The organism is Hahella sp. CCB-MM4 (genome assembly GCF_002260525.1).
Taxonomy (GTDB): domain Bacteria; phylum Pseudomonadota; class Gammaproteobacteria; order Pseudomonadales; family Oleiphilaceae; genus Hahella.
The window spans coordinates 752,228-778,346 of sequence record NZ_MRYI01000002.1 but is presented as its reverse complement, the minus strand read 5'-3'; the positions used below and the strand labels follow the sequence as shown (position 1 = coordinate 778,346).

Genomic DNA, 26,119 nt, shown 5'->3' with positions numbered 1-26,119 from the left:
AGGTGTTAGCTATCAATAATGGAAAATCTATAGAAAATTGTATGTCACATTTCCCGTGTCTCCTGCGTCTCTTATTCAAGAGCACCTCACATTAAGTCGTCCCATAGGCATTCACTGTCAGTGGGAATGATGCAGGAGATATAGGGAATGGCAGATAAAGATGAGCGCAAAACGAAAATCCTGGTACTAGGCGGTGGTTATGGCGGCATGATGGCCATCAGTCGTTTACGAAATTGTCGTAAACCCATCGAAATTACCCTTGTGGATGCAAAAAGTAGCTTCGAACAGCGCATTCGCCTGCATGAAGTGATGGCCGGCAGAAATCCTGCCAGTCTCCGTTACGAACAGGTGTTTAGCGATAAGGTAAAATTTATTCAGGCAAGAGTGGTGGCTCTGCAAACTCCCGAAAGGCGTGTGGAAATTGCTACACCGGACGGTGATAAAGTATTGGATTACGACATCCTGATTTACGCCTTGGGTAGCACGATGGATGAAGCTGCCATTCCGGGGGTGGCGGAATATGTCCACTGTGTGAATACTTACCAGCAGGCTTTGGAGATTGCGGTGGAGATTGTCAGAGCAGGGCGGGTAACGGTGATCGGTGGAGGGCTGGGAGCCCTGGAAATAAGCACTGAGCTTGCGGAGGCGTACTCCCAGCTTCAGGTCAGTCTGGTGAGCCGTTCTGTTATTGCCGATGATTATCCTGAAGAGGCCCGAAATTACTTGTATTCCCGCTTCCAGAAGCTGGGCATTGATCTGTATGAACAACAATCTATTGAAGAAGTATCTGAAGAGCGTTGTCGACTGGGAAATAATGAGTGGCTGGAACATGATCTGTGCCTATGGGCCGGAGGGTTTTCAGTGAGCCCGGTGGCGGGTCAGTCTGGTTTGGAGGTGGATGAGATCGGACGAGTGGTGACGGACCCATTCCTACGATCTGTTTCCAGCGAGGCAGTCTATGCTGTAGGTGATAGCGCCAGGGTGGTTGGTGCAGATGATCAGCCTCACCGTATGGGCTGTGTTACGGCAATGCCTCATGGTGCTTATGTTGGTGGCGCAATCAAACGTCAATTGCTGGGCAAGCCAGTGAAGCCGTTCCGGTTCCGCTATGTGATGCGCTGCCTATCGCTGGGGCGAGCTGCTGGGTTGGTACAATTTACCGATAGTGCTGACCGGCCGAATAACTTCTTTCTAATTCGCACAGGTGGTCGCTGGCTGAAGGAATTCATATGCAGATTGACCTTCTACTCAGTGAAATGGGAATTATCAACCGGTTGGCCAATTTATACCTGGTTGAAAGGAGCCACCTCTGGTGGGCATGATCTCGCTCAGGTTAATACTGCTGGTGGAATCATGATGGGACGTTCCGATAAGGTACAATCAATCGGCGTGGAGAAAGCCTGATGTCAGAGGATAAAATATTGGCTGTGGATAACCCAACCCAAATAACTCATGAATCATTGTACGAACAGCAGCGATCCCTGCTGTTTGGTATCGCCTACCGCATGACAGGCTCAGTGATGGAATCCGAAGATATTCTTCAGGAAGCCTTTTTGAAATGGCACGAGGTAGATCTGGATTCTCTGGAATCTCCTGCAGCCTTTCTCAAAACCATTGTGTCGAGGCTGGCCATTGATCACCTTCGCCGGGATAAATCCCGCCAGGACTATATCGGACCCTGGTTGCCGGAACCCCTGGCTGATCAGGAACAAGAACTGCCCTGCCCGGCAGAACGGACAGAGTTGTACCAGTCGCTCTCCATGGCATTTATGCACCTCCTGGAAAAGCTGACCCCGGTGGAGCGGGCGGTGTTCGTGTTGAGAGAAGTCTTTGGATTTGATCATCTAGAAGTTTCCCGGATTGTGGAAAAATCCACGAGCAATTGCCGACAGATAGAGCGTCGGGCGCGTCAGGCTCTTAAACTGGATCGCACCAGATTTGAAGCGAGCAACAGTCAACATCAAACGCTTATGAGTGAATTCATCAACGCTATGGCCAGCGGTGATGACGCGAAGCTGCTATCAATGCTGGCAGAAGATGCCATCTTGTACTCGGATGGCGGCGGCAAAGCGCTTGCGGTGATTCGGCCTCTTTATGGGGCGTCCCGCATTCTGGAATTCATCAAGGCCGTTCGTCGCGGTTTGAGCCCGGATTCACGTATTCAAATCCGCCAGGTAAATGGAGAACCTGCAATGCTGGTGGTGCAGGGGGAGGAGGTTTCGTCCTGCGTCCATTTTGCCTGGAATGGAGATAAGCTGTCGAATATCTATATCATGCGAAATCCGGATAAGCTCAAGGGGCTGCTGGCGAACGGCTGAATTGGGTATTTCTCACACTTTTAGTCTGCAATATGTCACGGAGGATCAGCAGGGATATCTTTATCCTGTCATTTCGATTCAGTGTACCTGTCAGGTGTTTTTCAGGCAGTGAAATCACCTGAGGCGAATCGTGCAATGAAGCAGTAAATGTAAAAATGACAGGGAGATAACAACATGAAGAAATACCAGGAAAAAGTCACCGATAGCCACTATCAATTGAAGAACTCTGTTTCATGGAAACGCCGATTGATCTCAATTGCCGGTGCGGCAATTATGACCGGCGTGGCAGGTACAGCACTGGCAGCGTCTCCCTGGACCTCTGTAGGCTCGGCGGGTGTGGTGGACGAAGCCGATTTAAGTGAGTTCTTTATGAGCTCCGGCTACACAGGGATTCTGCCAGCGGCCCCGGCAAACAGCAGCATAACCCTCCGCTACAACGTCACGGCCACAGGTGATTTGGAAAACGGCGGGGTAAACAAACGCCTCAGTGCCCGATTCAGGGATAACGGGCCGGGAGCCAGAGTGAGATTGTATTTGAGGGAATACAATTACCTGTCGGGCACCACAACCACACTACTGTCTCTTGATAGTGATACGGTTGCACCGAGTGCTGGTTTTCAAACCCTTACCGTCAGTGACGGGTGCTTTTCGACCAGCTTCAACTTCACCCGGAATGCCTACTATATCGAAGCAATATTAAGTCGTACGACGGCTTCGGGTACGCCTAACCTGGCGATCCTCAGAGTTGAGGATGCCGATGTCTGTTAATGGTCGCGCAGGAATCACCTCTCATGTTTGAAGAGAGGTGATTCCGATAAGTTACTGCTTTCGAAAATTATTATTCATATCCCGCCCTCTCCTTCATGGCTCAGGTTGGTATTCACCTGAACCAACTGTTAATGACCTTTCCCGTTGGTGTTACAGTCCTCATAGAACTAGGTGGCTTGAACAGAGGAGCGAGACCAAAACTTTACAGCGCAATCCATTCCTCACAGGTGTATCCTAAGCGGCAAAGCCCGCATGCAATTAGCTCGCTTCATAGAGCGCCAGCATTCTTTTTGATAAGTCGAGAAAGCACATGAATCAAGATCAGATTGAGCAAATACTGAAACTAAGTTGTGATGAGAGATATGACTATTCACTGGTGGACATGGTGGACAGCAAAGAGATCTGGATTCTTATCAATGGCGACGACCAGTTTTTGAAGCTGTTTTCGGAAGAAGAGGATATTGAATACCTCCCTATCTGGCCCGCTGAGGATTTCGCCAAAGCGTACGCCAGCGACCTGAATGAGGGATTGATTCCCAAAAGCATCGCGCTCCCCCACTTCCTGAATAAATGGATTCCCGGACTGCAACGCGACGGCTTGCAGGTCAATGTTTTCCCTTCGTCGATGGACGATTCAAGCTGGATCATGCCAGCAGATGAGTTAAGAGACGATCTGAAGAACGAGCTGTCCAATCAGGTATAAATGCACGAAAAGCTCTTAATTTTTACTATTGGTTCTTTAAGTTATCGGTGACGCGTTGATATTTTCGCAATAGAGAAAGCCCTGGGAATTCTCTCGTAACGATAGGGCTCTCTATCACATAACTTGGTAGCTCAGAGGCTGGGAATTATAAGCCCCAAAATTGTATTAAGTATTACTGAACGATACTCAAAGGTGTGATTGATTGCACTTACCTCATCATCGTTCAGTGTTCTGTCGCTGTTCGTATCATGTAGCTCTTATTCATCAAACGACAACAATGAGAACTACAGGGATAAGAAACATGCGAATTCTAAAAAGCCTGGCGGTTTTTATACTGCCTCTCATCATGTTGCAGGGATGTGCCATTAGTCCCCGCAACTCTGCTTCAGTCGACTTGGATCAGATTCTTAGTCCGGTGAAAGACTCGCTGATATCCGAAAATAAAAAGCCCTTAGTGTTTCCGGCAGCCGTTGGAATTTTAATGGTCCCGTCTAACAACACCTCTATGGTTCCGGATTCAACTTTACGTTTGGCGGCTGGAACCCTTAAAGCCGAGCTTTTGAAAAACAGTGATTATGTCAATAGAGTCATTGTCGTTAACAGAAGTGATATCTATGAAAAGCATTCTCTTGAGGAAATCAGACAGCTTTATGGTGTTGATATTTTGACAGTGATCACCTATCAACAAGATCAACGTAGTGATCGTAACGGTTTTTCTGCATTAATGGATTTTGCCATTATTCCGGCATTTACGGTTCCGTCAGTGAAAACGACAACCACCTCGGTAATAGAGGGTACTATAGTCCACCTTCCCAGCAATGCGGTAATTTTCAGAGCCTCCGGTTTGGACAGCCGTTCCCGTTACATGACACCTGTTGCTACCCAGGAAAATGGAAGAAATGAAGAATCCATCGAAAGCCTGGTTTCTTCTGTTAAAGACTTCGGCACGGAAGTCAGTGGAGTGTTGGACGGGCTAAAAGAGTTTAATTTGTCTAATGCCATTTCCATGAATGATGTTATTGGAGAGTCACCTGATTCGACTAACTTGGCGGCAGCCGACGACAATGGCCATAAAAAGGACCAGTGGGAGGCAGTTAACAATTACAAGAAATCGGGAGGCGGTTCAGGCAGCCCCTTCGAGGTTATATTATTAACTGCGCTGGTGATCTTCCTTAAATGGACGGCCAGAGCCAAATACTAAACTTGAACCGACCTTTATTGAGAAAGTTGTTATGGAGAAACTCTCATCGGATCAGTTGGTGAGGTTTCTCCTTATTCTATGTCAGACTCTCTGTACACAGGAATAAGATACGTACGTTTGAAGATATCTTGTTTAACGTGACTAATTATTGTCTAATGTGGCCACTTTTGGGCTTGCTTAGTCTGTAGTATGCCCTCTCATAATTTTGAGATTATTAACTCGCCGTAGCTTCTTCTAATTCTAAATTTTCCTGCCAGGATGTTGTATCAAAAGGAATCTTCGATGCTAAAGTATCTACCATTCTTAAGTCTGGTCTCTTTGCTTTCTGCCTGCGGTGGAGGCGGTGGTGGAAGTTCAGAGAATAACGCTGGGTCTCCGCCCTCTATTTTAACCGGTCAATTGGTAGACTCGGCAGTTAAGGGTGTTTCATATGAAACACCAACAACAAGCGGTATTACTAACTCCAAGGGTGAGTTTCATTATCGTGAGGGGGAATCTATCGAGTTCAGAATCGGAAATATCAGGTTGAATTCTGTACCGGTAGTTGGTCAAGTTATACATACGCCAGTTTCATTGACCGGTGCATCAAAAGCCTCAGATAGCTCTGCCATCACTATAATGCAATTACTTCAAAGCCTTGATGAGGATAGGAATCCAGATAACGGGATTGCAATTTCAGACCAGGTAAGAGCACGGGCTGAAGCGTTATCGGATGAAGTTTCTGCCGACACTATTTCTTCCAATCTTACAAATATTGTTGCCAATTTAACTATGGATGGTCGAGTTGTCGTTAGTCCGGATATCGCTCTGAATCACTATTTCGAAACCGCAGCATTGATGTCAAATGAGATTGGAAGCGATCAATTGGGGCATAGTTTCCCACAATTTACCGATCTGTTAGTTAAGCCATCACTTAACGATACTCATAGTGCGCGTATAGAGGCAATTTTGGATTCGGCCACAGGAGCTGCATATGCAACTGCTCAATTCGGTGATGGCGATGAGATCCTGATGGACCAATTAGATGATTCGACTTATTGGTTTTTGGACAGGCAACTTGATGAGATCGAGAACCAGACTGCAATCATAAGATTGAAAAGCATAAAGGGAATTGTCATTGCCAGCTATTTTTCAGGGATTATTGTCACTCCGGATATCGATAATGATGGTGTTGAAAATTCGCTGGATGCTTTGCCATTTGATGGAATGGAATCTGTAGATACTGACAATGATGGGATCGGTAATAACCTTGATCCTGACGATGATGGAGATGGTATTGACGATGCGTATGACGATGCACCTTTAGATAGTTCCGTTTTCGATACTACAGCTCCTAGGGTTATCTCTACCGAACCAAAGAATGGCGACAGAACGACAGCCGGCAACTTAACAATAGGCGCTACCTTCAGTGAGAGAATGTTGCCCACATCAATCACCGATTCTGCCTTTGTATTAAGTAACGGAAAACAGCCCATACCTGCCCTGATTAGTTATGATGAGGACTCAAAGTCCGCATTTTTGACACCAATTTCGGATTTGGTTATTGGGCAATCCTATACTGCCAGATTAAGCGCAGATATATCAGATCTACAGCAAAATACGCTCGGAGATGCATATATATGGAGTTTTGAAATCGAAGGTTCCTGGGGAGACGTCGAGCCTCTCACAGAACATTCGATATCTGATGACAATCTCATTTTCTCTGTGGATAGAAACGGAAATGGCATTCTTTTCTGGTACGAGGCGAACGTCGCTTGGGTTTCCAGATATGATGATGAGGGTAATCTGGTAGATATGGCTAAGATTACTGAAAGTAGTGATCCACTGAGTGTCATTTCAGTATCCACCCTAACAGATGACAGCGCTAAGCTTTTATGGATCAAGCGGGTTGATGATACTAGAGAACTGTGGATTACAAGTTACTCGTTTGAGTCTGGAGAGATAAAGTCCTCTTTGCTCTATCAAACTGAGAATGATCAACGGCTTAACAATATACAGATAGCATTCAATGATTCGGGGCAAGGAATTTTGTCTTTTGGTGTCGGTAGTAGTGAGCCCTCAAATGGAATTCTCATAGGCTTGTCATTTAATGGTAAAACCTGGAGTAATCCCACATTACTTAGCAATAAGTCAGACGATTATTGGGGATGGGTCAACGTTGATATAGATGATGATGGAAATGCGTTAACCATATGGGATACCAGTACAGGTGAAGGGAGTGTAAAAGCCATTTATTACAAAGCGGGAGAAGGATGGGAGGAAGCCCAAATTCTTAGTACCGCTACTTCACAGTCTCCCAAGGTGTCCTTTATATCTCCAGGAAAGGCCATCGCAGTATGGGGAGATTTTCAATTTACTGGTAAGGGAATTCAGTGGGCGAGTTTTACGCCAGAAGCCGGATGGAGTGACCCCAAAAAGGTGACTGACGCAAATGCTAACAATTCGATCTCACTAGTAAGTGACGATAGTGGGCGGGCCCTGATTGCGTGGAGCTCTTGGATGAGTGGGGACTTCTATACCTCTGAATACGCGGATGGTGGCGAATGGAGTGAACCATATGCTCTGGATCCTCATACTCGATACGTTCTCAGCAAGCTTCAGGCTCTCCCATCTGGAGGCTTTGCAGTGGTATGGCGAGAAAGGGATCGGTATGAGTACTCGGATCTCAAGGCGGCAATTTATAGAGATGGCATCTGGGGACTACCAACGGTTCTTAATGATATCGAACTAAATGCTGGAAACTTTGGTTTGAATGTACTGAGCAACGGTGAAATCTGGGTCAATTGGGAGCAAGGTATGAATGTGGCTAATCCTGGTCCAGTTATTCGAAAGTATCATTGAGGACATCGGTTGGTAATTATGGGGGATGGCAAGCTATCTCGCTTTGGAGCCATAGGATTATGTATTCAAAGTGGCAGGTGACAAATATACATTCTCCCTTCTTTATACTCCACCTCTCAGTAGCTGGGATATTGGGGGAGTATAGGCTTTGAGAATCATTCTCCTGTTATTAGCTTTTGTTTTGCTTGCCAGTTGTTGTCAGTCCGGTGAATCTAAAATTGAAGAGATGGTTGTTGCCAAGAATCAATGGCAGATAATCTCATATGGCAAGAATTACAGGTTTGAATTGGAATCAAGGATGGGTAGAACGCATTTAGTGAAAACTTTTGTGGTTGTACCTGGATCGTTGAATAACAATCAAGACGGTGAGTTTGCCACAATTAATGATCTGTTTACTTTTGCATTCAATTCACTCAAAGACACCGAAGCAGTGGTCGAGGTCGTCTATGATGACCAATATGGCTATCCAAGTAGCGTGACTGTGAACCGGAAGAATCAGGTTGATGGTAATTCTTTTGTTACAGTAAAAGACCTTGAGTTTTTGGAAGATACTTCGGATAAGTCAGAATAAGGAGTATATCGTGCACACCTTGAGATATATATTGGCCGTCGGTCTGTTTTTTCTTTCCTGCTATCTGGTCTTTGATCTTGTTGTTCATGGGTTCAATGTATTTGTTCTCATCGGAGTGATTGTTGGATTTTTGCTGGCACATTTTATTAAGCCAAAGAACAGTGAGGGATATGATTCCGACATTATCGATATTCTGGATTTCATCATTGATATGCCGTTCAAAGCCATTGCGTTGGCATTGAGATCGCTGGGTTCATTCTTTGGCCGTGGAGGGTTGGATTTGGATTAACGCCCTCCTCCAATGGAATGATTGAGAACTGGTCTACCATTTGGCCTATGTCCCTCACTTCTTTATCAAGATAAAATGCCACCTCTTTGCATGATGCATAACATTGACGATCAGGACAGATCGTAAGCACGAACATATACCTAGAAATATAGATAACTAGAAACCTAAATAACTAGATCTTACTCCACCGCCAACAGTTGTCAGCCAGCACGCCTTTGTCATGGGTGTGTGGCAGGACAGCGTCTTTAAAATACCAGATACGGCCGTCGACTATACCAATCCTAAAAGGTCTATTCGGTATCACTTGAGCTTCAAAGAGCATTCTCTTGGAAGTGCATGGTACTCAAATAATAACGACAGGCAGTCTGTTAACTGCCAAATGAAACAAGCAAAACGATAACCCTACAAAAAGCTATAACCTTACAAAGAGCAAGGATGACTGATGATTCAGAAAGACTCTCTGCATACTTTCCGTTGGCTGGTTCCGGCGGGGTTTATACTGTTGTCTCCACTTGCCCTCGCTGCGGCCCCGGTTCCTGTGGACGATAGCCGGACTGTTCCGGTCAACAAGGATATTACGATTGATGTCCTGCGGAACGACTTTGATCCGGATGGCGACAGTATATTCATTGACAGCACTACATCACCAGCCCATGGCATTATTACCGTCAATGGCGACGGTTCTATCAAATACTCACCAGATGAAAACTATCTGGGCGCAGATTCATTCACCTATACCCTGATCGCCTCTGATGAACAGGTCAGCGAGACCGCTGCCACAGTCAGTATCAATGTGGCAGACACCATCGTGACACCATTTACTGCTGGACGTAATGACCGCAGCGTGGCCAGTGCATTGGATGATATGTGCATCAGACTGACGTCGACACCGGAAGATGAGCTATCTTCCGGCAGCCGGAAAACGCTTGAACGTTGTGAGGCGTTGCTGGAACTGAGCGCGACAGACCCAGACCGCATTGATGGAATCGTCAATAAGATCGGGCCTGAGGAAACTGTTGCACTGATGCGCAGCAATTCCGGAGCGACGGCCAATCAAAGCAGTGCTGTGGGCCAACGTACTGCGCAGTTGATTCGAGGTATCAATCGTTTCTCCATTAACGGTATCGCTATGAATGAATCGTTGACTGGCGGTGCTGCCGGTGATGATTCACCTTCCCGTTTGGGCTTCTTCGCCACCATTCTTCATGAAGGGGCGAAAAAGGATACAACTGATCTGGAAAGCGGTTTTGACTACGACGCCAACGGCCTGGTTGTCGGGGCGGATTATCGTGTTACGTCGAAACTCGTGGCAGGTGGAGCTGTTGGCTGGACCCAGAATGATCTGGAGTACAGTGACGACGGCGGTGAAGTGGATACCGATATCCTCAACCTGATTGGCTATCTGACCTATCAATCCGGGAACTTGAGTCTAACCGGCCAACTTGGCTATGGCACCAGTAACTATGACAGCAAGCGTCACATTCAGTACGAGGAACCGACCAGTACTTTGGATGTTACAGCTCAGGGTGAAACCAGTGGTGACCAGATTTATCTAAGTACCTCGGCTGAGTATCTCTGGTCCCATGAAGCTCTCACTCTATACCCCTATGCCAGAGCTGCGTACCTGCATAGCCAAATTGATGGCTACACGGAAAACGAAGCTGAAGGATGGGAGGTTGAGTTAGGGGAGCAAGAGCTGGACCAACTGACATTGAGCCTGGGTATTCAGGGCCAATATGCCCTGAGTTATGAATGGGGTGTCCTGACCCCAACGGCTGATATAGCCCTGATGAGTGAAGCCTTTGCTGACCAGGGTAATGTCGTGGGTCGCTTTGCTTTCGATACAGATCCTAACAATGTTTTTGAAGTTGAAGCAGACGAAGAGGACCAGTTTTTTTATCAGGCAGGCATTGGTGCGGTATCAGTGTTTACCAACGGCCTGTCCACGTTTATCGAGGCCCGCATGACGGGCGGATACTCCGATGTGTCTGCTTACCAGCTGTTGGCCGGCCTGCGCTATGAAATGTAACCAGGGGAATTCAATGGAGAGGATTATCACCATGTCACAAATCATGCGAAACATTGCTACCGGTTTAGTTTTGTTGTTGGGTACGTTGATATTGGATGGTTGCAGCCAGTCCAGCAGCTCATTGGACTCAGATAGGTATGAGCAAGAATCCAACAACAGTGCTTCCGGTGATCGGGATTCCGAAAGCGAAGGTGGGAGTGGCAGCATTCAGGCATTGGCCACGGCTCCCGTCAGTGGTGCTGAATATCTCACTGTCGATGCAGGGCGCGATCAGGTCGCAGACCCGAATGTGGTGCTGTTTCTTCATGGAGAAGCAGACTCAAGCATGGACGATATTACGGCAGTGTATTGGAATCAACTGAAGGGGTCCGACGTAACTCTCGCCAATCCAACCGCACTCAACCCTGCATTTATTACACCTGACATTACCGGCCCTGAGTTGCTGAAGTTTAGGCTGACGGTCAAGGATGCTTCCGGAAATGTTAACTATGATACTGTTTCAGTCAGGGTTGAACCGCAATCCAGCCTGGTGACGGTGGTAGGTGTGGTCGTTGCAGAAAGCGCAGATTACGCTCTCTTCCAGATCCGCCTGTCTCCTGCTCAAGCCTCTGACTTTGTGGTCGATTTCGAAACGGTTAACGGCACATCAATGGACAGCGTTGATTACGAAGCAACATTCGGCACCGTGACCTTTGCTCCTGGTGAGACGCTTAAGGAAGTTCGCGTACCTATTTTGGCTGACGAAACCGGTGAAGGTATTGAGACTTTCGGTTTGAACGTCAGCTACAGTGTTAATGGAGAGCCCTATGTGGCCCAGGGAACTGCACTCATATACGACGAGGTGGATTTAGGTGAGGCCCCTCCTCAGGATGATCTGGAAGGAGGATCCGGGGTGGTCAGGGTAAATTTGGAATGGCCGTCAGATGCTATCGACCTGGATATCCATGTGACTGACCCTTGCGGAAATCATATCTCATTTGCAAACAGGAAGGCCGTCTGCCAAGACCTGACCGGTCAGTTGGATGTCGATAATGTGGATACAAGTGTCACTGAAGCTATAGAGAACATTTTTTGGGAAGAGGCTGCCCCCCTCGGCCACTATAAAGTGGAGTTGAACCATTATGCTGGTGCAGCGAGCTCTTATGTTGTCAGGGTCTACTATGGCAACAACAGTCAGGTATTTTCCGGCAATATTGAGTTAAAACAGACGGTCACCATCCTGGAGTTTAATTACGAAGGTAATTAAGTAAGGTCATCTCGTTCGGATAGGCGCGGAGTGTCCGCGCCTATGTTTACTGGGCGTAGAGTTCTACTGGGTTTAAGGCTTTTCTGGGCATAAAGCCGTTTTAATCAGAACGGATGCCTAGTTTTACAGCAACGGCTTACTCAACTTAAAGGTGTACAAAGTATTGGCGTCCACTTTGTGGGTAGCGTTCAATATCTTTTGTGTGACAACACCCTGATCATCGACGGTGACGGCAAAGTCATCATCGTTAATGACGCCAATATCCCAGGCGCTGCGAATCCAGAGTCCTTCCAGTTTGTCATGCGGGTATTGCAGGTCTGCCAGAATATCCGCAACCAATTCTTTTTTTACCGGCTGGATACCTTCCTGAGCCAATTCTTCCCAGGTGGATTGTTCCAGGGTCTTGCCACTCACCAGCATACCGGTAGCCGCGTGGAAATCGCCGCCCACTTCTGTGGCATGACTCAAGTCAATCTTATAGAGACGCTTATATTTGGCCTTCTCGCCGAGAAAACCACCATCGCGCTCTATCACCAGGAATTCATGGTCATTGATGGCCGCAATCTCGGAGTTGGAGAGATTGTCCGCATCCTGTCGGTAAAGGTACTGCCTGGTATTTCCGCTGGCGATATCGAATGTCACGATTCTGGTCAGGGTTTTGTTGCTGATTTCCTTCTTGGAAGGATTGAACATGGTCGACTGCATAATCCCGACCAGGGTTGTTTCATCTGGCGTGATGGCAAGGCCTTCCATACCACGGTTAGCGCGTCGATTGGCGAAAACGGCTGGAAGTTTGCGATGACCTGTGCCGGACCCGAACGGGTTGATGCGTTCCAGTTCCACGCCCTCTGACGAATAATGAACGATGTGAGGACCGTACTCATCGCTGATCCAGAAGGTCCCGTTTTTCATGGCAACCAGGCCTTCGGAGTCCAATCCGTAAGGATCAAATCCCAAAACATTTCCTTGATTATCGTAGGGGACCTCTCCTGTAGCGCCCATACCTTCCGGGTTAGGTAGACCTGTAATAGGTTTGCCGCTGGGCGTCTGCAGCAGAATGGTCCTGACAATCTCTAGGGAGCCATCTGCCTTTAATTGAACTTCCGCAATTTGAGGCGTGTAGTCGGAGGCTGGGAATTTTTTCCCCTTACCTGCAGGCCCGGTGAAACTGGCATTGGGTCCGCGATCTGTTAACACATAGAAGTGATCGGGTTTTGTCGGGTGTGCTGTCATGGCTGAACCAAACCCCCCGTTGTGGACTTCGGTACCATTGTCCAGTCTGGACATAACAGAATAAGGTAAGGTACTTGCACCAAACTCGGCAGCGATGGTCGTTGTCGCGGAGACGCAAATCACCACAGCCATCAGACTGCGTAATCCTGAAAGTTTCATATGGGATCCTGTTAATGCTGTAAGGAATGTGGGTCGACAGTTGAGTCTGTTCAGAACCTAATACAGCAACATGACGGAAACATGACAGGCTGTGTCCAAGTGCATTAACCCAGGCAGTGGCTGTGCGTGATGCCGGTTAGTGCTTTTTGGATGTTGTTAAATTAAGAAATGGATGTGGATAAATTGAGAATTGGATATGGATAAATTGAGATAAGGGGGCGGGCAGTTTTGGTTGTTAAGTTCGATCGTCTGGAGATAAAACCGGAACTCCGCAGAGTTCCGGTCCAGGATTTGTCAGTTCAGAAGAAGACGCAATCTGGGCCCTATAGCCGCAAACCCGTAATCTTCGTAGAAACTGAAAGTATTGTCCCAGCGGGAGCCCGCCGGCGCACCCAGCTCCAGTCTCTCCCAACCCTGTGAGCTGGCAAAGCGGGATGCCGCTGCCAACAGGCCCTGTCCGATACCCATTTTGCGGTGGTCCCTGGTGACGTAAAGCTCGGATATTTCTCCGAACTCTCCGCCGGCATACAGGGCTGCACACCGATGCAGGGTAATCAATCCTACAGGGAGGCCATCTTCCTCTGCGATAAAGGCAACAATTCTGTGGCCTTCAAGCAGGGTTTGAGCCGTATTGGTGAGTTTTGTCTGGTCAATCTGTTCCTGGCCATGGAGGTCCAGTTCCGAATAAAGTTGTGCAGCGAGTTCCGCTACAATACCAGCATCTTGAGACGACGCGGTCCTGATTTTTATTTCTGTTAGAGTGGTCGAAGCCATAGCTCTCGTTGCCTCGATTATTGGTTGTAATACAGGATCAGCTTGAACTGATTTCTTTTCGTTATTGAAAATTATTTTTTGTGTAAGAGAACTGTATACCATAGCCTGAAGTCCAGGTGTAGCCTAACCGGCGCAAAAACATGGGCTGTCCGACAATCGATTTTGCTTTATTACGCAAGTTGCCGTTAGGTAAAGCAAAACACTTATCCTGAGGTATTTGTGCCCCTTTCATCATCATTGAAAGCCGATTTGATACTTGTTTTAGTGACCCTGTTGGCCGCTGCCGGCTGGATCTTTTCCAAAGAAGCATTGGTAGGTCTGCCGCCGTTATTATTCATCTCTTCACGCTTTTTTGGTGCAGGCGTCATCTTGGTCCTGACAGGCAAAACGCGTTTGAATTCATTGGATAAGGCGCAACGAAAATCAGCTTTCTTGTCAGGTCTGGCCTTTTCAGCGGCTCTGTGTGTATGGATTTTTGGTCTGCAGTATACCCAGCATCTGGGCGTGGGAGCATTCATCACCAGTCTGGCGGTGGTGCTGGTTCCGATTGTGGCTTTTGTTCTCTATGGTGAACGTCCTGCACGTACCAGCTGGATTGCGTTGCCGATCGCTCTGTCTGGCCTGGCAATGTTAACGCTGAAAGATGGTCTGCACCTTGATGGCGGGCACCTCTTTTTTCTAGTGGCGGCACTAGTATTTTCATTCCAGTTTACCTACACCTCCCAGGTGGTGAGGCGAATGTCCCCCATTGCACTGACTGCGGTTCAACTGTTAACGGTCGGAGTGGTGGCATTTTTGCTGTCTTTTATGTTTGAGACTTGGCCGGAGTCCGTCACCCCTGATATCTGGTGGTGGTTGTTTGCCAGCACCGTGATAGCCACCTGCATGCGATTCTTTTTCCAGATATACGCTCAAAGCCTGGCATCTGCCAGCCACGCCGCCGTGATTATGATTCTGGAGCCTGTTCTGACGACCTGCCTCGCCGCAATCTGGTTCGGAGAAACCATGGCGGCGACCCAGGCAATGGGATGTGGGTTGATTTTCACCGCATTGATGGTGGCGCGGTGGAGGTTTGTACGTGAGATGGTCGGCGGCCTGATCCGCCGCTGAGACCATCTATAAACCTTTCTGTCAGGAACAAATGGTGCGTAATTGTTGAAGATAAGGGTCAAGATCCAGACCCTGCTTGCTGACCCATTTGTCATCGTAGTAGCTGTCCAGATAACGCTCGCCACTATCACAGATCAGGCTGACGACGCTGCCGCTGGTGCCGGTGTGCTGCATTTCCTGCATCAACTGCAGGGCTCCGTAGACATTGGTGCCGGTGGAACCTCCACACTTGCGGCCCAGAATGCCTTCCAGCCAGCGTATGGTCGCAATGGAAGCTGCGTCAGGGATGCTCAGCATACGGTCGATGACATCCGGCTGGAAGGAGGGCTCTACCCGTGGACGTCCAATCCCTTCTATTCGTGATCCGTGCTCGCTGGTCAAGTTGGGGTTTCTGTTCTGGAAATAGGGATAGAACACGGAGTTTTCAGGATCTACCACACATAATCGGGTGCGATGATAAAACTCCGGATTCAGCCGGATATAACGTCCGATAGTGGCCGAAGTGCCACCGGTGCCGGCGCTCATGACGACCCAGTCAGGTATCGGGTGGGATTCCTTACCCATCTGATGGAAGATGCTTTCGGCAATATTGTTGTTGCCACGCCAGTCCGTTGCCCGCTCTGCATAAGTGAACTGATCCATGTAGTGGCCGTTGAGCTCGCCGGCAAGGCGTGTGGCCTCGGTGTAGATGTCTTTACCCGGCACCTTATGGCATTCACCGCCGTAGAAACGAATTTTATCCAGTTTTTCCTTCGCGGTGGTTTCCGGAACCACCGCAATAAAGCGCAGGTTCAACAAGCGTGCAAAATAAGCTTCGGAGATTGCGGTGCTCCCTGAAGAGGACTCGACGATAGTCGTGTCTTCATGAATGTATCCGTTACAGAGACCATAAAGAAACAGGGATCGCGCCAGACGATGTTTCAAGCTGCCGCTCGGGTGGGTGGATTCGTCTTTCAGGTAAAGTGTAATGTCATCAAAGCATGGCAACTCAACTCTGATCAGATGTGTATCGGATGACCGGTTATAGTCTGCGTTGATTTTCCGGATCGCTTCACATACCCAGGACTTATTGATATTGCCGGCGGAGGCACTGGTCGTGGTATTGGCAATCGAGTTCTTATTCATGGGAGCTGCCCGCTGTTGATTAACCGTTTATCGAAAAAAACTAGCCGATCATCTTAACTGAAGCTTTTTGGAAAGGGGAATTCTGGTAAACCACCATAGCTTGGGGTAAATTTCGGGCAGTCAATCTACGATACAAGTTGTATCGTTTGAATGGTTTATTGAATAAAGATGACAAAAGTCTGGTTTTGACATTTTTGATTGAACACGGGGAAATATGGAAGGGAATTCTGCCAGTCGCTATTTCGTTCGCAGCGCCGGGGCGGCCGATCGGGATCCGGAAACCATTGTCAGCAGCCTGATCAGGCACCTGAATGTAACGGAAGCCCAAGCCATCAGGATCATTGCGCAGCCTGTCATGCTGAAGAAGCAGCTTACTGAAGAGCAGGCGCGGCGGTACGTCAAAGTGCTCGGTAAGATCGGGCTATTGGCGGAGATGCATCCCCATTCCCCTGAAACAAAACAGCATCCTCTTTCTGATTCCCCTAAAGCAGCCGAAAAAACAGATATTCGACAACAGCGGGCTGAAACCCGGGAATTGGTGGAGTTATTCCAGCAGACCTTTCGGCAGCCAATTCATCAGTTGCCTGTTACCCTGACCTATAAGCTGGGTCTCATCTCAGTGATGCTGATCAGTCTGGTTGCTCCCACTATCTATTTTTCCCTGGTGCTGGGGTCGGTGTATGTCACCTGTTCCTATGCGGTATATCTGCTGACTTTGTTTGATCATAAGACACCGAATTTCTTTCTGTTCATTGCCTATCTCATTCCTATCGTCATAGGGATCATATTTACACTATTCCTGGCCAAACCTTTTTTTACCAGAGAGGAGGAATCCCCCGATCTGCTTCTGGACCGCAGCAGGTATAAACGTTTTTACCGCTTGATTGAGCTGTTGGCGGAGCGCATGGGCATTCCGGCGCCGGTGGCGATTTATGTCAATGACGAAGTGAATGCCAGTGTGGCTCCGGAAAAGGGGTTGTTCAGTCTGGTGCAGGGGAAGTTGGTTTTGACCGTCGGCCTGCCTCTGGTGGCAGGTCTCAACAGTCGACAGTTTCTTGGCATCATTGCCCATGAGTTTGGCCACTTCACTCAACGGAATGCGATGTTTGCAAGCCAGGTGATCAATAATGTAAACGCCTGGATGTGGGACTGTGCTTTCGGGGAGGATAACTGGGATCGACGTTTGAAAAAGTGGTCCGAGTACTCGCCGGTCTTTGTCGTCGAGATGGGAATATTTCTGTGTCGGAATATGATCCTGGCTACCCGCTGGCTGATGAAATATATGTACCTGTTTAATCTTCGTACCACCTGCTGGATGTCCCGGGAGATGGAATATGATGCCGACCGCTATGGAAGCCTTGTGGCAGGAAGTTGTATGACTCGAGAAATCTCCGAGGCTATACGTTGCCTGATTGTCGGAAGACAGCAGAGTGAACAATTGTGGCGGGCCACCTGGAACGATAGCCGGCTACCGGACAGTCTGCCGCACCTGGCGGCTATTCTAAGCAGTCAGCTGACCTCCGAGCAGCGACAGCACATCGCAGAGGAAATGGATAAGCAGCAAACTGAGGTTTGGGATACTCACCCGGCAAACAATGACCGAATCGCGATGGCCGAAGCGACTAACTTTGAGGGCATCTGGCAGCATGATTTTCCTGCGGCGAAGCTTATGCCCTGCTTTGATTTACTCTGCAAGACGATGACACTGAGAATCTACAGCCAGGAAGGGCTCAAGGATGTGGAGAAAGCGCTGGCACCGTCTGAGCAAATCCTGCAACTGGAGCAGAAGCAAAAAGCAGTGGATAAGGCGGTCAGTCAATATCTGCGCGGCATGTACAGTCCGCGAATCATCAAACTGCGGACAAGTGCTGCGGACCCGATGTCACTGGAAGACGCCCGAACTCAATACCTGCAAAACCTGAAAAAAATTGAAGCGCAGCTTGAGTTGTTCTGGCAGACAGTCGAAAAATGCCGCTCAACCCGGCGGGCGATGGGGTATCTGGAAGCAGGATTTTCCATCGACAATGAGGACTTTGGCTTAAAAGCCGGCACCCTCGATGCAGCCCAATCCCATTACCAGGAGTGGGGACGGGAATTCAAGGAACTTCAGGATCGTTTGTCTGATTCCATGGATAGGTTACTGAGTAACAGAATTGCGGTTGCGATTGATCTGATGGAGTCTGGAGTCCAGTCAAAAGCGATACATCTACGGCAAACACTTGTTCAGCTTAGGCAGGCAAACAGCATCTGGTTTGAGTTACCGGAATTAATCATCGTTCTTGACAGTTTGCTGCGGGAACAAGGTACGGAAGGTTCTCCCGATGGGCTGGAAATTGCGATTAACCAGTATGCCCAGTATGGAAAAGAGATTCTGCTGCAATTCTCGCATATCGCCAAAGGCATCAGCGTGCATCTGGAAACCCAGGAACAACAGTCGTTACTGGACTTTGCCAACGGCTGGGATATAGATGTGGAAAACCTGGAGGGGCTTGATCCTGTTTCCATATATCGACTGCTGGACGGCTGCCGTCGGGTACTGAATTTTATATCGTACCGGACGCTGGGTGAGTTGGCGGCACTATGCCTGAGTGTGGAGGCCAGCCACCAGTTGTTGGATGAAGCAGAGTCGGACATCCGTCATCGCCGGAACCCCGTGAACCCGGAGAACCCAGAGAAAAAAGAGAACAAAGATATCCAACCCGCGGACGAAAACGCCGTCGCTTGAAAATATCGATCAGTACTAGCCTGGAAAGCTCTGACGACGATTAGAGCTAGCCTTTTCCACCAGGGTTAAGCACCACTCTGGATATTAGTTAATTCCTTGGCTCTTGCGCTTCCCTGCCGCCGGGGCGATAACGGTCCATGACCGTGTCCAGGGAGTCATTGGTAATGGCAGGATTAGCCTTTTGCAAGCAGGGTAACAGGACGCTCTTATTCATGTGGACCCTTTCACTGGACTCAGGACGTGCTCCCCCTGGTGTCGGGTTGACGTTATTAAAACACTCGATAAATTGATCCGGTGTGATGCCTAAATCCCGGCTTATTTCATCGACGGGCCGTTTGGGATCATTTTTCATCACAGGAGGATTGGCCGCAGCAGTGGAAATGATCAGAGAGCCAAACACAAAGGACAGAAAACGCTTATTCATCTAGACCTCACTACTTGTCTAATAAGGGGTAAAAGCTGGTTGGATAGATTGCTCAGGCAAAGTCATTCTAGTAGGTACATTTGCCATATGCTTTTCCATCAGCCAGATTAATAGAATACGCGCTTTTCCGGGGAACCTGGAGGCTGTACTAACGGTCCGAAAAAGCGCCCCACTGTGAAACCACTGTAAGGGGGGCTTTGTGAGTCTGTTAATTTCCACCTGGATTAAATTTTTCTTCCTGTTTGCACCATTCTTCGTGCTGTCCATGTTTCTGACCCTGACACGGGGTGAATCCCGGGCAAGCCGCAACCATGTGGCCCGTAAGGCTCTGATCGCTTCGGTCGCGATCAGTCTTGTATTGTTGTTCTTTGGCCGTGATCTGTTTGATGTATTAGGCATCACACTCGATTCTTTCCGTATTGGGTCCGGTATTCTGCTGATGATGTCTGCAATCAGTCTGGTGAAGGACGGTACCCGCACCCACGCCACTAATGTGCCCCTGGAAGAACGTGATGATGTTTCTGTCGTACCAATGGCCGTACCCTATATTATTGGCCCGGCGACCATCGGAACCATCCTGGTTTACGGTGCGGAATTACAGGGTTGGGATATGTTGATCGGCATTGTTGGTTTGTTGCTGGCACTGGCATGTCTTGGTGCCATACTGTTTACTGCCAACTTTATCGAAGCTCTGCTCGGCCGTACCGGCTTGAATGTGCTGAGTAAAATTACCGGTCTGGTGTTATCCGCGATGGCTGCTCAGATACTGATGAGTGGTGTGATGGGGTATCTGGCACCTTTGCAGTAATGGATGCACTCACCATAACCTCAGGTTATGGTGGGCATGAAAAGATGTGCTTTTACGCTGTCCTCCGAGTGATCTAAAGTCTTATCACAAGGTCTGTTAACTTCTCAGATAATACTATGGAGGCTGGTTTGTATTTCACGGGATATATTGCTGCCATTCTGGCACTGATTTTAATTGCTCTATCCTTGAATGTTTCCCGTATGCGGATCAAGCATAAGGTGAGCTATGGTGACGGCGGAGTTAAACCTCTGACAGTCGCTATACGCGTACACGGAAACTCACTGGAGCAATCTCTGCTGTTTCTGTTCCTGTTATTCTTTGTGGAGCAGGCGGGTCAGATGTCCATGGCTTATTGGCTGGGGATTGGATTTGTTGTCGTGAGGCTGTTTTACATTTGGGCGTTACTTGGTAAGCAGCATAGGGTCAGACAGATATCCCACGCGGTGACACTGGTAATTCAACTTGTCGCTGCCATTACCATCCTCCTTCAGACATCATCCTGAACTGAAACCTTGTCAGGCGCAGCCAGCCGGTAGATCATTGTGCTTTTATTGATCCAGTACCGGGGACATTCCATGCTGCGCCTTGATATCAAGCAGCTGCGCTTGGTGAAAACCATCGCTGATACCAAGAACATTACCCACGCCGCCGCTCAGCTGCACTTGTCGCAGCCCGCATTAAGCAAGCAGTTAATGGAGCTGGAGAGCCGGTTGGGTTTTCCTTTGTTCCTGCGTACCCGAAAAGCCATGGTACTGACTGAGCCGGGCCACAGTTTCTATCGTCATGCGGAGCGCATTCTGCAGGATATCCTGGTGATGGAAGAGCAGATGGCAAAATTCAGTGGAGGGGCCAGTGGGCGGCTTCGAATCAGTATTGACCGGGTCCACCAGAGTGATTGGTTGAGCCCGGTTATGGGGCGATTCAGGAAGCTCTATCCACAAGTTGACCTGGAAGTGGTTCAAGTGGATCGTCTGCTGGAAAGTCTGACAGCTCAAAAGATTGATCTGGCCATTCTGGGGGAGGCTTTGCCCACTTGCGGTTTGAACTATGTTCCACTGCAGGACGATGAAATTATTGCCATCGTTCACCGGAAACACCCACTAGCCAAAAAGCCCTACCTTAGAGTAAATGATTTGCAGGGGCAGGACTTTGTCTATTATTTCAAACTGGAAGGCAGCTATCTGCATCAGCGATATTTACAGCCTAACAATGTCACATTGGGCCGCTTTCACCGAATTCAGGATCTTGAGGCTTTGGTGTCCATGGTGGAATCCGGTGACGGCATGAGCATTTTACCTCGAAATCTGGTTGCCAATGCCCTGGCCGATGGGCGGGTGGAGGAAGTGCGTATCGGCAACTATGGTTTTCATTTTTCCTGGCATGCGGCTTTTCGTGCTGAGACAGCCAAGCCTTATCTGAAGGAGTTTGTGGACCTGATCCTTCAGCAGATAGAAGGATCAGGTCGTCACTCATCGGGAATACGGGCGATAGAGGTCAAACCGGCAATTCAGGCATCTGCCAAGTCCGGCTTAGTCCGTTAATCCGTTAATTGGTAGATTTACCAAACCAGCTTTTGAAGGGATAGAGAAACTGTCCAACGATACCGTCGGGTATATCGTCAGATACCGTACCATATTGGCTGGCCAGTTGTTTCGGCATGTAAGTGGTACCAAACAACCAGTCATATAGCGGCAGGAATCCCGCATAGTTCTTGTCGATGGCGGCTTCTTCCGAAGAATGGTGCCAGTGATGAAATTCCGGTGTCGCCAATACCCAGCGCAAAACCGGAAAGCGGAATTTTACGTTCGCATGGATAAAAATGGCATGGAAAGATACGAAGACCAGATAGGCGTATAAGGCTGAAGGCGCGAAGCCCAGCACGAATATTGGCAGATATCCTGCGAAGCGGTTGGCCAGTATTTCGAACACGTGCAGACGGGAAGACGCAAGCCAGTCCATATGCTCGGTAGAATGATGTACCGCATGTATTTTCCACAGGGCAGGAATTTCATGCATCGCCCGATGAATCCAATAGGTACCGAAATCCACAACCAACAGAATTTCAATGAATTGAAGCAGGAGCGGCTGAGCAGCTATCGCTTTCTGGAATTCCCAGGTGGTTACCTGGTGCAGAAACACCTGAATGGGAATGATGGTGAAAAAGCTGATCAACTGGATGCCCAGATGACTGAACATGAAGTATTTGATGTCTGTCACCCAGCCTTTGCGCAGGACTTTCTGTTCCTTCACTTTGGGAAACGCCCGCTCCAGGGGAATGAATACCAAAGCCAGAACCAACAGAGTCAGGATGAAGTAGTCCAATCCTACATAGAGATTACGGGTATCAATGTCCGGTGCTTCGATACGGCCGGATCCCACCAAGGCTGCAATTGTCGCTAACAGCATTCCGGTCAGTCCATACTTCATGGTGCGATGTTTCATCATGGAGTACAGACCGAAACCAAACCCGATGGCGATGCTGATCTGAAGGGCAACCCTCAATACATCAGCATTGTAGAACCCTCGAAAGTCTGGTGTGGTAAACAGCTCCGGTAGCAGAAAACAAAAGGCTCCGAATAGTGACAGAATCCCGATGCCAATGGACATGGCCGCACTGATTTTGCCCTGTCCGGGGGTTAGTTCAAGATCTTCGTATTTATCCCGTAATACCTTGCTCACGTCGTTCTCCTGTCCTTATCGCCTGTCACTACTTTAGTCGTCTGTAGGAATGGCGTCTATTGGAGCATTTATCATCTTTGGAGGCCACTGTTCTGTTACAAGTGCATCACCATTGGGCTGTGAGTATCAATATGTGCGCCCTGCCATAATTGGCCATGATTGTTACCGGGGTTTGCCGGATTTGTCTGCTGTAATCGACCGGGGATAACAGAGGAGAATCCTGGTGAGTGAACAAGACAAAGCATTAAAGCATCGATTTCGGGAGCGCCTGACCGGATCGCCCCTGGCCAAGGCGTTGATGGTCGCCTTTTTGATATTGCTGTTGCAGATTCCGGTATCGCAAGTGGAGGATCTCATTTGGGAACGGGCCAATCGATATGACTCCGTGGTGTCGGAAATTACGGATAAGTGGGGAGGAGAGCAGTCACTTACCGGCCCCCTGTTAATTATTCCGATTGAGTCGAAAATCAAGTCGGCAGGCGGCGAGTATGCTTCCGGCTACACCAAACGGCGCTATCTGATGGTGACCCCTTCTTCGTTGGATGTCAGTGTGAATATGGAAAGCGAGGTTCGTTATCGGGGCATCTATGAAGTACCTCTGTATCAGGCCAGGGCTGAGTTATCCGGGCAGTTTGAAGTGCAGGAGGCTCTCTCCTCTCTGGATCCACAGGATAAGGTGCTGTGGGATGAAGCTGTACTGTCCATTGCTCTGGGAGATGTGCGTGCCGTCCAAAGTCCACTGACTCTTGAGTGGAACGGTTTACCTTTGTCACCACAGCCGGGGACCCGAATGGCAAATTCGGAGGGTATACATGCCCGTTTGAGTGGTGGTGTTCCGGATCTGGAAACCCGCATCCCGTTCAGAGCGAGTCTCGTATTGAACGGTAGCCGCGGACTATACATCACTCCTATCGGCCAGGAGAGTCAGGTGGAGATTACCGGCAACTGGTCAGATCCCAGCTTTCAAGGAGACTGGTTACCTACCCGGCGTGACATTGATGAGGCAGGTTTTTCGGGGAGTTGGAATATTCCCTTTCTGGCGAAAGGATTGCCGGCTTCCTGGATGTTTGATCAACCCTCCTGGACCCAGGATACATTGCCTTCTGTTGGTGTGATGGCGCCCCAGTATACCGGCAACTACCAGACGATTGAGCGCAGTGTGAAATATGCAGTGTTGTTCCTGGCCTGTACCTTTGCCTGTCTTTGGTTATTTGAAGTGCTCTCGGGTGTGCCGATACACGCGATCCAGTATTTATTCACAGGGTTGACGCTGTGTTTGTTCTATCTGTTGTTTTTGTCGTTATCTGAGCATATCGGTGTATGGCTGTCCTATATCATCGCCAGCTCTGCAGTCGTCTGCCAGCTTGGCTGGTATTGCAGCTATTTCAGCGGTAACCGTTACCGGACACTGGCATTGGTGGTGATGTTGGTAGTGCTTTATGGATACTTGCTGTCGTTGCTGCAGGAGCAGGATTTCGCATTGCTCTATGGTTCATTCGGTTTGTTCGTGTTGCTTGCCATAGGGATGTTTGCGACCCGCAAAGTGGACTGGTACCGGTTGACTGAGCTCCGACTTCAGAGTGGTCGGCAGGACCCTTCGACAAGCTCAGGGTGAACGGAGCCGCGATATCGTAAGCAAGTACTGATCAGGGCATGGCGTCAAACCATTCCCTGATCAATTCAACACAGTTCCGCATTTGAGTTTGGTTAGCGCTGGCAAAGCCCAGAACCAGCCCGGAGCGGGGAGAATGACTTCCCTCCGAATGCCCATCGATAAAATGTGCACTGAGCGGTGCACTTCCAAATCCTTTCTCACGCAGCCAATGGCAGAGTGCCAGGTCATCAAACTGACCTTCCAGAACCAGATGCATGCCGGCACTTTCCGCAACCGGGGTGAGAACATCAGCGAGGCTGGTCATTACCAGAGACTGAAAATACTCCCACTTTTCGCGATATAGCTGACGCATTCGGCGAAGATGGCGTACAAACTGGCCACTTTCGATAAACTCAGTCAGTGCCGCCTGTATGAATAGCGGGCTTTCTCCACTGGTGATACGTTTCATCGCCACGAAATCATCCACCAGAAATTCCGGTACGACCAGATAACCAATGCGCACGGATGGCATCATGGTTTTGCTGAAACTTCCCAGGTAAAGGACAGGTGAGTTATCCAGCAGACCCTGCATGGCTGCAATGGGCTTGTTGTAGAAATGGAATTCGCTGTCGTAGTCATCCTCAATAATCCAGGTGTTGTTCTCGATGGCCCAATTCAGCAAGGTCAGCCGTTGTGAAAGATCCAGGATGCCACCAAGGGGATACTGATGAGTTGGAGTGCAATACAAGAGTTTTGCCTGCCCGGCCATGGGCAGCGAATGTACATCCAGGACCTGGTCTTTCAGGGGCACCGGTACCAACTTGTGGCCATATCGTCCCAGGGCGTAGCGGGAACCACGATATCCTGGATTCTCAATCAACACGGAATCCCCCGGTTGCAGAAAGATATCTGCCACCAGGGATAAAGCTTGTTGGGCACCGTTAGTGATGATTACTTGATCCGCATGACAATGTACTCCCCGGGATGAACGCAGATAGCCGGCAATCGCCTGGCGCAGCGGGAGATATCCCTGCATGCCGTCATATCCCATTAGAGGGCGGCGATTCTCCTGATGATGAATGACCCGGTTCCAGTGACGTATCGGAAACTCGCGGATGTCCGGCAGCCCTGGAGTAAATGGAAGGTTGTTATCCAGGTCGGAAGTCCGGATCGGGTCAATGTTTAGCGTGTTGATCTTAGGTTTGAGAGCAGAGATGCTGCGGCGAGGAGTCTTGGAACCAAGTGGAGAACGAAGCACAGAAGTAATATCACTGTGAACAAACACGCCACGGCCACTCTGAGTCTGCAGGAAGCCTTCTGCTTTTAACTGGTCGTAGACAGCTAATACTGTGTTTCGGCTGATCCCCAAGTCTGCAGCCAACTGACGTGATGAAGGCATTTGGCTGCCAGGCTGAAAACGCTGATCGATAATGCGTTGAGCCAGCTGCTGATACAGCTGTACCTGCAAGGGTTGGTTGCTGTCAATGGTCAGGTCGGTCGTAATCGCCAGGGGCATCTGTCA

General features: G+C 48.9%; 22 protein-coding genes. 16 read left to right on the top strand and 6 right to left on the bottom strand.

All coding sequences use genetic code 11. The annotated features are described in order from the left end of the window. Positions 1–147 precede the first annotated feature (147 nt). The 10 genes from BTA51_RS07075 to BTA51_RS07030 all read left to right on the top strand — a co-directional run bounded on the left by BTA51_RS07075 (position 148) and on the right by BTA51_RS07030 (position 11,966). Complete coding sequence (locus tag BTA51_RS07075; protein ID WP_094706688.1) at positions 148–1,404, top strand: NAD(P)/FAD-dependent oxidoreductase; 1,257 nt, start codon at positions 148–150, stop codon at positions 1,402–1,404. Next, positions 1,404–2,318 carry an RNA polymerase sigma-70 factor gene (locus tag BTA51_RS07070; protein ID WP_094706687.1) on the top strand — a complete coding sequence of 305 codons (915 nt, stop codon included), beginning with the start codon at positions 1,404–1,406 and terminating at the stop codon, positions 2,316–2,318. The genes BTA51_RS07075 and BTA51_RS07070 overlap by 1 nt, the downstream gene beginning before the upstream one ends. A 174-nt stretch (positions 2,319–2,492) precedes the next feature. After that, positions 2,493–3,086 carry a hypothetical protein gene (locus BTA51_RS07065; protein ID WP_094706686.1) on the top strand — a complete coding sequence of 198 codons (594 nt, stop codon included), beginning with the start codon at positions 2,493–2,495 and terminating at the stop codon, positions 3,084–3,086. Positions 3,087–3,396: 310 nt separating this feature from the next. Continuing rightward, positions 3,397–3,789: a DUF2750 domain-containing protein gene (locus BTA51_RS07060; RefSeq protein ID WP_094706685.1), complete on the top strand. Its 393-nt coding sequence runs from the start codon at positions 3,397–3,399 to the stop codon at positions 3,787–3,789. 415 nt (positions 3,790–4,204) lie between these two features. After that, on the top strand, positions 4,205–4,990 hold the full coding sequence (locus tag BTA51_RS07055) for a hypothetical protein (RefSeq protein ID WP_141215560.1): 786 nt from the start codon (positions 4,205–4,207) through the stop codon (positions 4,988–4,990). A gap of 282 nt (positions 4,991–5,272) precedes the next feature. After that, positions 5,273–7,831 (top strand): Ig-like domain-containing protein, encoded by a 2,559-nt coding sequence (locus tag BTA51_RS07050; protein ID WP_094706683.1) that lies wholly within the window; start codon positions 5,273–5,275, stop codon positions 7,829–7,831. Positions 7,832–7,979: 148 nt separating this feature from the next. Continuing rightward, a complete protein-coding gene (locus BTA51_RS07045) occupies positions 7,980–8,402 on the top strand; it encodes a DUF6174 domain-containing protein (protein WP_094706682.1) in 423 nt (140 codons plus the stop codon). Between the two features lie 10 nt (positions 8,403–8,412). Further along, positions 8,413–8,691: a hypothetical protein gene (locus BTA51_RS07040; RefSeq protein ID WP_094706681.1), complete on the top strand. Its 279-nt coding sequence runs from the start codon at positions 8,413–8,415 to the stop codon at positions 8,689–8,691. A gap of 442 nt (positions 8,692–9,133) precedes the next feature. After that, positions 9,134–10,720, top strand: coding sequence for an autotransporter domain-containing protein (locus tag BTA51_RS07035; protein ID WP_094706680.1), 1,587 nt, complete (start codon positions 9,134–9,136; stop codon positions 10,718–10,720). Between the two features lie 13 nt (positions 10,721–10,733). Next, complete coding sequence (locus tag BTA51_RS07030) at positions 10,734–11,966, top strand: Calx-beta domain-containing protein (RefSeq protein WP_168188085.1); 1,233 nt, start codon at positions 10,734–10,736, stop codon at positions 11,964–11,966. Positions 11,967–12,089: 123 nt separating this feature from the next. Here the strand turns inward: BTA51_RS07030 and BTA51_RS07025 are convergent, their stop codons facing one another. Together BTA51_RS07025 and BTA51_RS07020 are read right to left on the bottom strand one after the other, a co-directional pair. Beyond that, a complete protein-coding gene (locus BTA51_RS07025) occupies positions 12,090–13,358 on the bottom strand; it encodes an esterase-like activity of phytase family protein (RefSeq protein ID WP_094706678.1) in 1,269 nt (422 codons plus the stop codon). 294 nt (positions 13,359–13,652) lie between these two features. Further along, a complete protein-coding gene (locus BTA51_RS07020) occupies positions 13,653–14,132 on the bottom strand; it encodes a GNAT family N-acetyltransferase (RefSeq protein ID WP_168188084.1) in 480 nt (159 codons plus the stop codon). Between the two features lie 219 nt (positions 14,133–14,351). On the opposite strand from BTA51_RS07020, the gene BTA51_RS07015 reads away from it, so the two are divergent. Further along, entirely contained in the window at positions 14,352–15,242 is an 891-nt protein-coding gene (locus BTA51_RS07015; protein WP_094706676.1) for a DMT family transporter, read from the top strand. 21 nt (positions 15,243–15,263) lie between these two features. Here BTA51_RS07015 and BTA51_RS07010 read toward each other — a convergent pair whose 3' ends face one another. Beyond that, positions 15,264–16,367: a PLP-dependent cysteine synthase family protein gene (locus BTA51_RS07010; protein ID WP_094706675.1), complete on the bottom strand. Its 1,104-nt coding sequence runs from the start codon at positions 16,365–16,367 to the stop codon at positions 15,264–15,266. Positions 16,368–16,581: 214 nt separating this feature from the next. Between BTA51_RS07010 and BTA51_RS07005 the strand changes: the two genes are divergently transcribed. Then, positions 16,582–19,092, top strand: a complete 2,511-nt coding sequence (locus tag BTA51_RS07005) for a M48 family metallopeptidase (RefSeq protein WP_094706674.1) — start codon at positions 16,582–16,584, stop codon at positions 19,090–19,092. An 88-nt stretch (positions 19,093–19,180) separates the two neighbouring features. On the opposite strand, the gene BTA51_RS07000 is transcribed toward BTA51_RS07005, so the two are convergent. Beyond that, a complete protein-coding gene (locus BTA51_RS07000) occupies positions 19,181–19,516 on the bottom strand; it encodes a hypothetical protein (RefSeq protein ID WP_094706673.1) in 336 nt (111 codons plus the stop codon). A gap of 199 nt (positions 19,517–19,715) precedes the next feature. On the opposite strand from BTA51_RS07000, the gene BTA51_RS06995 reads away from it, so the two are divergent. The 3 genes from BTA51_RS06995 to BTA51_RS06985 all read left to right on the top strand — a co-directional run bounded on the left by BTA51_RS06995 (position 19,716) and on the right by BTA51_RS06985 (position 21,865). Then, positions 19,716–20,324, top strand: a complete 609-nt coding sequence (locus BTA51_RS06995) for a MarC family protein (RefSeq protein WP_094706672.1) — start codon at positions 19,716–19,718, stop codon at positions 20,322–20,324. A 116-nt stretch (positions 20,325–20,440) separates the two neighbouring features. Continuing rightward, on the top strand, positions 20,441–20,827 hold the full coding sequence (locus tag BTA51_RS06990; protein WP_094706671.1) for an MAPEG family protein: 387 nt from the start codon (positions 20,441–20,443) through the stop codon (positions 20,825–20,827). A gap of 72 nt (positions 20,828–20,899) precedes the next feature. After that, on the top strand, positions 20,900–21,865 hold the full coding sequence (locus BTA51_RS06985) for a LysR family transcriptional regulator (RefSeq protein WP_094706670.1): 966 nt from the start codon (positions 20,900–20,902) through the stop codon (positions 21,863–21,865). 4 nt (positions 21,866–21,869) lie between these two features. On the opposite strand, the gene BTA51_RS06980 is transcribed toward BTA51_RS06985, so the two are convergent. Beyond that, positions 21,870–23,003, bottom strand: a complete 1,134-nt coding sequence (locus BTA51_RS06980) for a sterol desaturase family protein (protein ID WP_094706669.1) — start codon at positions 23,001–23,003, stop codon at positions 21,870–21,872. A gap of 223 nt (positions 23,004–23,226) precedes the next feature. Between BTA51_RS06980 and creD the strand changes: the two genes are divergently transcribed. Beyond that, the gene (gene creD / locus BTA51_RS06975) at positions 23,227–24,618 is read left to right on the top strand and encodes a cell envelope integrity protein CreD (protein WP_094706668.1); all 1,392 of its coding nucleotides are present in this window, start codon (positions 23,227–23,229) and stop codon (positions 24,616–24,618) included. Positions 24,619–24,649: 31 nt separating this feature from the next. Here the strand turns inward: creD and BTA51_RS06970 are convergent, their stop codons facing one another. After that, complete coding sequence (locus BTA51_RS06970; RefSeq protein ID WP_094706667.1) at positions 24,650–26,113, bottom strand: PLP-dependent aminotransferase family protein; 1,464 nt, start codon at positions 26,111–26,113, stop codon at positions 24,650–24,652. Positions 26,114–26,119: the final 6 nt, after the last annotated feature.